Source organism: Actinoplanes sp. NPDC051633 (assembly GCF_040681735.1).
In the GTDB taxonomy this organism is placed as follows: domain Bacteria; phylum Actinomycetota; class Actinomycetes; order Mycobacteriales; family Micromonosporaceae; genus Actinoplanes.
On record NZ_JBFAZH010000281.1, the window covers coordinates 1 to 7,720 of the forward strand.

A 7,720-nucleotide genomic window follows, 5' to 3' on the forward strand; every position below is an offset into this window, starting at 1 on the left:
CGTGGGCAGGCCGGCGGCCCGCCATGCGGCGAAGCCGCCATCCAGGTCGGTCGCCCGGGACAGGCCCAGGTCCTGCAGGGCCGCCGCGGCGAGCGAGCTGGTGTAGCCCTCCTGGCAGGTCACGATGATCTCGAGGTCGTAGCGGGTGGCGAAGCTCAGCCGGGCGTCGCTGCGCGGGTCGAGCCGCCACTCCAGGACGTTGCGCTCGATGATGATCGAGCCGGGGATCTCGCCGTGCTCGGCCCGCTGAGCGGCCGGACGGATGTCGACCAGGATCGCCCCGCGTTCCACCGCGGTGAAGGTCGCCTGCGGAGAGAGCCGGCGCAGGCCGGTACGGGCCAGCGCGAGGATGTCGTCGATGCCGCTGGAGCCGGGCGGCGGGCCGGTGAAGACCGGCGCGGTACGAAGAAGGCTCACCACTGCACCCCGGCCTGCTCGACGGTCACCACGTCGAGGCCGCCCGCCCCGATCCGGTACTTGGTCATCGTGGTCAGCGCCGGCCCGTACGCGTGGATGCTGACCGCCGGCCGCGTCGACCGGTTCACGATCCGGTGGATGTGGTGGGTCCCGAACCGCCGGCCCGCGCCCTCGCCCAGCTCCCGCCCGACGATCCGCGGCGAGCTCCCGGCCGGGATGCTGACCGTGTCCTCGACGAGGGCGCCGGAGTGGACGAGGAACGCCCCCGCCGAGCCGCCGTGGTCGTGCAGCTCGGTGCCCTGTCCGGGCAGCCAGGTGAGCAGCCACACCTCGTGGTCGGGCTCGACCGCCAGCCGGTGGTACCACCGGTCGCGAGGGCTGAATCGGGGTGCGACCGGCCACTGGTCGGGCCGGGCGGCGAACTGCTGGGCGATGGCGAGAAAGTCGAGGCGGACGTCGGTGGGGCTGAGGACGAGAGAGCCTTCAGTCCCGTCATGGGCGGTGGTGGGGCTGAGGACGAGAGAGCCTTCAGTCCGGTCAAGGGCGGTGGTGGGGCTGAGGATGGCGGTCACAAAAGCTCCTCGGACTGCATATATTGCCTATCGGTTCTATAGGTTTACCGCTACATAGCGGCCATGTGCACGCAGACGCGCGGTTCAGTGGCCGAAATCTCGGCGACTGAAGGAAGTGGGAGCTGAGAAGCGCTGGTCAGCGCGGACAGCGAGCGCTGGCGCACCGCGCCAGGTCAATCGCCAGGCGGGCAGTGAGAACGAGGCTCTGCCGCTGCATGCGCTCCATGATCGTGGGATACGCGCGGCGAGGTCAATCCGAGACCACCAGATGAGACGGACAATCAGGTCAGGCTGGAGAGGATCAAGCCGAGCAGCGGCTCATCCGTCGATCCCTCCTGGTCCGGGGTCGTCCACTGCAGGGAGTACGCGCGGTCGGCCGACATCCGCAGCAGCAGGAGCCGCTCGTGCCGGCGCGGCCCGGAGGTCGGCTGCCACGAGTACTCCCAGTCGGCCCCACCGGCCTTGAGGTCCAGCGTCGCCATCCCGATCAGGCGGTAGCCGGGCAGCGTGCCGGCCGCCAGGACCGCGCTCTCCTGGGCCCGCCACTCGATGAGCGGCTGGTCGGTGATCGGCGCGTCCGTTCGTACCCGTAGCGATCTGCTGCTCCCCGGGTCGCGGAAGCAGGTCGCCTCGCCGTCGGACTCGCTGGTCCAGCCCTGCGGCACGGCCAGCCCGAAGCCGAGCGGATCGCTGTGCCACACCCAGCCCGGCGGCACGTATCCCCGGGCCGGCCCCGACGGCGTCACCAGCGATCCCGCGGTCACCTCGTCGTCGCAGATCGCCGGCGGCGCGGGGGTGGTCGGTGCGGTCTGCACGGCCGGCGGATCACTCACGGCGTCGCGGGCGAGCGCCGTGCCGGTGGTGGCGACCAGCAGCATCGTCGACACCGTCACCGCGATCTGGGTGCTCCGGGCCAGCCGGCGGCGGCCGTCCGCGATCGGGACCGGGAAGATGCCCATCGTCCGGTCGGCGACCCGGCGCAGCATCGGCTCGACCTCGGCGATGGTGAGACGCGCGGCCGGCTCCTTGGCCAGCAACCGCTCGATGATCGGGGTGAGCGGCCCGCGCTTGGCCGGCGCGTCGGGCGGCTCGGTGAGCACCGCGTGCATCGAACCCAGCGGGGTGGGCCGGGCGAACGGCGACCTTCCCTCGACGGCGGCGTGCAGGGTCGCGCCCAGCGACCACAGGTCGGCCGGCGGCCCGGAGGCCTCGCCGCGGATCCGCTCCGGCGCCAGATAGTGCGGCGAGCCGAGCGTCGGATCCGGGCCGGCGCTGTCCACGGTGGCCAGGCCGAAGTCGGTGAGCATCACCCGGTCGTCCTCGGCGAGCAGCACGTTGTGCGGCTTGACGTCACCGTGCAGCACGCCGGCGCGGTGGGCCGCCTTCAGGGCGGCGACGACGCCGAGCGCGATCCGGGCGGCCTCTCGATGGCTGACCGGCGCCGCCTGGTGCAGCGAGCGGGAGGGGACGTACTCCATCACGATCCAGCAGCGCCCGGCCTGCCACAGGACGTCGTACACCCGGACCACGTTCGGATGGTCGAGCCGGGCGGCGGCGCGGGCCTCGCGCATCGCCCCGGGTGAGCCCGGCCCGGTGACCTCCTTGACCGCGACCCGACGGTCCAGCAGCTCGTCGTCGGCGAGGTAGACACGACCCATCCCGCCCGCGCCGATCAGCTCGAGCAGGCGGTAGCGGTCGTTGACGAGGTCGTCCATGGGAGTGATACGGAGCGAACCACCGTCCTGGATGGGTCCTTCCATGCTGATCACCACCACATCGGGGCTGCGTCGATGAGCGGTTCGCGCAAAGCGACCTCTGGGTCGACAGTGCGATTGATCAGGCGGTGCATGGTGACGCCGTACTTGTCACTGATGACGTGATCGAACTCGATGTAATGGACATGTCCGGAAGGGTCACGTTCGGAACAGTGCGCAATTGGCAGCCGGTTCCGCTGTGGACAATCGCGGATCCCCGGGGGACGGCACCGCAGGACATTGGTACTGGGCTCCAGGTTGTCGGCCCAAATCGGTACATGGCCGTGCAAAAGCGGGCGCGTATCGTCCATGATCGAGTGTGTCTCGCCGCCCTCGGCGGAGATGGCGAGAACGTGCACGCCGACCATGTGTCCCACGCTAAACCCGAAAGAGTCACTCGACAGTTAGCCTCTTTCGTAACGGTAGCCGAAGTAGGCGCTCGGCAACCATCCGAACACTCTCCGTCGACCACAATGGTCGCGCCATCACCGGATCGGCCCACAGGCTCAACCGTTAAGGCGGAATTGCAGCTCAGGAAGGGCTCGCTCCATGTAGATGGCTATATGGTGAGCGTCGCCGCCGAGAGCCGGTGCCGGGGGCTACCTCGCCCATAGCCCCCGATCCCCCGATTTACGAGGACGGACACGTGTCGATTCCCCGCCGCGGATTGTTAGCCGCCGGCTTAGCCGCAGCCGTTGCCGGCTCCCTGGGTGTCATGTCGACCATCAACGCTGCAGCAGACGAGATTCCCGACGCTCCCGCGGTGGAGGCGTCGGCTGCCGACGCGACGCCTGCGCCTGTCGAGGCCGGTCTGCTTACTCCGCCCCCGCTGCTGCCATGGGGCGAGAAGCCGTCGCCCGTAAAGGTCGGTCAGCCCGGCGCGACGAGCGAGGAACTCGCTGCCGCCGGAGCGGACATCGCGCCCGTCACGAAGAACGATCCGCCCAAGCCGGAAGCCGGATACTTCATCAAGGGCTCCCACCCGAGCAAGCGGAAGGCGCGCCAGAGCAGGTGGAAAGCCAACGACGTCATCCCGCCGGCGACGCCGCTGCTCGCCGACAATCCTCCGCCGAAGCTGCGTGGGGCGAAGTTCCAGTACGCGGGCGCCTTCCAATTCGCGGAGATCGACGGCTCGTATGCGAACCTCGTGATCAGCAAGCCCGAGCTGGACTTCAACGAGGCTCACACCTTGGGCGAGATCGCGCTCGAAAGCCCGGACCAGAAGCAGACGGTCGAGGTGGGTTGGACGGTCGACCCGGGCCTGAACAAGAAGAGCCTCGAGCCGCACTTCTTCGTCTACCACTGGGTTGACAACGAGACGAGCTGCTACAACGGGTGCGGTTGGGTGCAGTACAGCAAGACCGTCGAACCCGGGGACATCCTTCCGACCGGGTCGAAGCGGTTCGGCATTGTGCATTCCGGTACCGCTTGGTGGATTTCGTACGACTCGGAGTGGATCGGCTACTTCCCGGACGGGCTCTGGGGCAACAAGTACAAGAAGGCCGGCCTGGCACAGTGGTTCGGCGAGGTAGCGTCCAGGAACCCCACCCCGTGCTCTGAGATGGGAACGGGCAAGCCGGCGAAGGACGATGGCGCGGCGCGGTTCGGCACCATCTCCCTCGTCAACGGCCCACCGCTGTCACTGTCGATGGACGCAAGCGGCTGGGACGACGACAAGCAGGAAGCCCTCCCAGGGACGTACACCCACGAGTACCTCGGCGACCGCACATTCAGGTATGGCGGCCCCGGCACGGTGAGCGATATCTGTCAGAAACGCTGACAAGGCAAGCGCCCCAATGACGATGCCCGGTCCCCGGCGAGGGGGGACCGGGCATCCCTGCATATGGTGGTCCTCTCGTGGGGATAGTGCCATTTACGGATCGGCTCGAACCGGATCGGCTCGCACGGTGTAGAAGAGTGTGGCCGGACGGATTTGCCGAGCACAGACCAGGACGGGCGATGAAGAGACGGGTGAAACCCGACGAGGAGCTGATGACCGCGCTCTACACGGAGCACTATGCGGTCCTGCTCAGCTTCATCTCGCGTTACGTGCGCGACCGTCACAAGGCGGAGGACCTCGTCCAGGAGACCCTCCTGCGGGCCTGGAAGCACATCGACCACCTGGACACCGACCCCGGCCGCACCCGGTCCTACCTGCTCACCATCGCCCGCAACGTGGTCACCAACGCGTGGCGGGCCGAGCAGCGCCGGCCCCATCTGGTCCAGGACGACGCCGCCGTCAACGCCGTGCCGTCCGCCGACAACGTCGACCAGCTGGTCGAGGGCTGGCTGGTCGCCGAGGCGCGCGTGCGCCTGTCCGCCGAGCACCAGGCGGTCGTCCGGGCCATGTACTACGAGGGGCAGAGCGTCGCGGACGCGGCCCGCAAGCTCGCCGTCCCCGAGGGCACCGTCAAGTCGCGCGCCTATTACGCCGTCCGAGCCTTGCGTACCGCGTTCGAGGAGATGGGGGTGCTGCGATGAGCGAGCGGGCCGAGCATGACGAGCTGCGCCGGCTCCTCGGCGGCTACCTCCTCGGCGGTCTCGACGAGACCGACACCGACCGGCTGGACGCGCACCTGCGCGACTGCGACGACTGCAGGGGCGAGCTGGACGTGCTGGCACCGGTCCCGGAGCTGCTCAAACGGCTGCCCGAGACGGTGCGTGCGAACGGCGGTGAGGCCGTGGCCGGCCCGGCGCTGGCCATCGGCACCCGGCCCAGCCCCGAGCGGATCGAGACCCTGCTGCGCCGGATGCGCGCGGAGAAGTCCCGCAGCCGGCGCGTCGCCCAGATCCGCTGGCTGGCCGCGGCCGCCGTGGTGCTGGTGGCGGTGGCGATCGGCTTCGGTGTGCTGACCGCGGACCGGTCCGACCAGCGCCCGCAGGTGCTCCCGAGCCCCGAGCTGATCACCGCGCAGTTCGAGTCGGCGGCCGGCAGCGGCCTGTCCGGCGAGGCGGTGCTGACGCCCAAGACGTGGGGCGTGTCGGTCGCGCTGGACGTCTCCCGGCTGGAGGGCGAGGGCCCCTTCGTGTGCCAGGTGCGCAACTACGGCGGCCAGGTGGAGCAGGCCGCGGTCTGGGGCCCGACGCCGAGCGGCAACGCCAAGGTGATCGGCGCGAGCTCGATGCAGCTGCGCAACGTCAGCGAGATCTCGGTCGCCGACCGCAAGGGCCACGTGCTGGGTACGGCGCACCTCAACTGACGGTCGCCCGGGACGCGTCCCAGGTCGCGCCCAGCGAGAGGTAGATGTCGACGGCGGTGGGATCGCCGGCGTCCTCCAATGCGGCGGCCATCTCCGGGATCCGGCCGACCGCGCGGTAGTGCTCGGCGGCCGCCCGGGCGTGTGACGTGTCGCCGCTGAGGATCGTCCGGATCCGGGCGCGCGCCGCGTACGCCCGGGCCGGCACCACCTCCGCGGCGGCCTCCTTGGCGCAGATCTCCGACGCCGCACGCACCACCTCGTCGTTGCCCACCGCGACGGCCAGCCGCACGATGTCGGGCAGCCACTGGTGGCGCAGCATCATCGGCGCGTACGACGGCTCCCAGAGCGGCGTCAGCACCGCCAGCGCCTCCGCCGGCCGGCCCTGCTGTTCCAGCATCAACGCCCGCGCCACCAGCAGGAAGTCGCAGCTCTCCCGCTCGGCGCTGGTGGTGGGCAGCTGCGCCTCGGCCGCGTCCAGGTGCGCGTACGCGACGTCGCGCTCCCCGCGGCGGCCGGCGATCAGGGCCGCGACCCCGTGCAGCAGCATCGCCACCGCCGGTGGCTCCCGGGTGCCGTGGAAGGTCACGCCGGGGTCCTCCTCGGTGACCAGGCTGATCTCGGCCAGCGCCTCGTCCCAGCGGCCCAGCCAGTAGTACTGGATGGCCGACGCGATCTGCAGGCTGGCCGGCAGGTCGTACCGCCTGGCCACGTCCGCCGCCGAGTGGATGGTCCGGCCCGCCTCGTCCAGCCGGTCCAGGTTCTGCAGCGAGAAGACCCGGTTGTCGAGCAGGTCGAACAGCAGCGCGGGATCCTCGTCGCCGATGGTCTCGACGGCCCGGTCGATGTGCCCCAGCGCGGCCAGATGGTCGCGCCGGATCGAGTCGATCAGCCACCTGGTCTGCAGCGCGAACGCGGCCTCGTGGGACGTGCCGGCCGCGTCGTGCACCTCGATCGCGGTGTGCTCGGCCTTGTCCAGATCGCTGAGGTCGCCGCGCCGGAAGTTGGCGAGCAGGATCCGATGCCGGGTACGCCAGATCTGCGGGATCGTCTCGTCCTCGACCGCGTCGGTGAGCAGCGAGATCGCCCCGAGCGAGTCGCCGCGGCGGAACCGCATCGCGGCCAGCAGCTGACGCATCTCGGCCCGGTCGGCCGGGTCCGCGGCGACCAGGATCGCCTCGCGGGCCTCGGCCTCGGGATATTCGTCCAGCCGGAACAGCAGCTTCACCGCCGCGACCAGCAGCAACGCCCGCTGCTCGGGGGTCGGCACGTCGGTGGCCAAGGTTTGGCGCAGCAGGTCGCCGGCGATCTGCGCGGCGCGTTTGGTGAGCCGCGACAGGTTGGCGGTGAGCCAGCCGACCACCCACGAGTCGATCACGGTCGGCTCGGCGGCGAGCTGCTCGGCGATCCGGGTCACCGGGGCGCCCGCCGTGGCCAGCGCCTCCGCGGCGTGCCGGCGCAGCGTGGCCCGCAAGGGCGCCGGGATCGCGTCGTAGAGTGCCTGCCGCAGGAACGGGTGCCGGAAGGTCAGGAACTGGCCGGACTCCACCACGACGTGCGCGGCGACCGCCTCGCCGAAGGCCCGGACCAGCAGCACCGGGGAGCGCCCGGTCAGCGCGACGACATCCGAGGCGCCGAACTCCATGCCCAGCAGCGCGGCCAGCCGCAGCACCTCCTGGGTGTCGGCGGACAGCGCGTCCAGGGTGCGTCTGACCGCCGCGAGCAGCGACTCGGGCAGCTGGTCGGCGACCGTACCGTCGATGTCCGCGACCCCGTCGAC

The 7,720-nt window shown here is 70.5% G+C and carries 7 protein-coding genes and 1 pseudogene; 3 read left to right on the forward strand and 5 right to left on the reverse strand.

Going from position 1 to position 7,720, the window contains the following annotated elements:
- The 4 genes from AB0M20_RS17585 to AB0M20_RS17600 form a co-directional block, all read right to left on the reverse strand.
- Nucleotides 1–417, reverse strand: a 417-nt coding sequence (locus AB0M20_RS17585) for a rhodanese-like domain-containing protein (protein WP_364299271.1), incomplete at its 3' end; no start/stop codon positions are given.
- Nucleotides 414–851 carry a cysteine dioxygenase family protein gene (locus tag AB0M20_RS17590; protein ID WP_364299283.1) on the reverse strand — a complete coding sequence of 146 codons (438 nt, stop codon included), beginning with the start codon at nucleotides 849–851 and terminating at the stop codon, nucleotides 414–416. The genes AB0M20_RS17590 and AB0M20_RS17585, both read right to left, overlap by 4 nt.
- Nucleotides 852–1,270: 419 nt before the next feature.
- Nucleotides 1,271–2,704 carry a serine/threonine-protein kinase gene (locus AB0M20_RS17595; protein WP_364299273.1) on the reverse strand — a complete coding sequence of 478 codons (1,434 nt, stop codon included), beginning with the start codon at nucleotides 2,702–2,704 and terminating at the stop codon, nucleotides 1,271–1,273.
- Nucleotides 2,705–2,754: 50 nt separating this feature from the next.
- Complete coding sequence (locus AB0M20_RS17600) at nucleotides 2,755–3,111, reverse strand: hypothetical protein (protein WP_364299275.1); 357 nt, start codon at nucleotides 3,109–3,111, stop codon at nucleotides 2,755–2,757.
- Nucleotides 3,112–3,458: 347 nt separating this feature from the next.
- Here AB0M20_RS17600 and AB0M20_RS17605 point away from each other — a divergent pair, with 347 nt between their 5' ends.
- From AB0M20_RS17605 to AB0M20_RS17615, 3 genes are all read left to right on the forward strand, one after another.
- Entirely contained in the window at nucleotides 3,459–4,523 is a 1,065-nt protein-coding gene (locus AB0M20_RS17605; RefSeq protein ID WP_364299277.1) for a neprosin family prolyl endopeptidase, read from the forward strand.
- Nucleotides 4,524–4,702: 179 nt separating this feature from the next.
- On the forward strand, nucleotides 4,703–5,224 hold the full coding sequence (locus tag AB0M20_RS17610) for a sigma-70 family RNA polymerase sigma factor (RefSeq protein ID WP_364299279.1): 522 nt from the start codon (nucleotides 4,703–4,705) through the stop codon (nucleotides 5,222–5,224).
- Nucleotides 5,221–5,943, forward strand: coding sequence for a zf-HC2 domain-containing protein (locus tag AB0M20_RS17615; protein WP_364299281.1), 723 nt, complete (start codon nucleotides 5,221–5,223; stop codon nucleotides 5,941–5,943). Before AB0M20_RS17610 ends, AB0M20_RS17615 begins: the two co-directional genes overlap by 4 nt.
- On the opposite strand, the pseudogene AB0M20_RS17620 reads toward AB0M20_RS17615, so the two are convergent.
- Nucleotides 5,936–7,720, reverse strand: a pseudogene (locus AB0M20_RS17620) (SARP family transcriptional regulator); the annotation flags it as partial. The gene AB0M20_RS17615 and the pseudogene AB0M20_RS17620 sit on opposite strands and share 8 nt — an antisense overlap.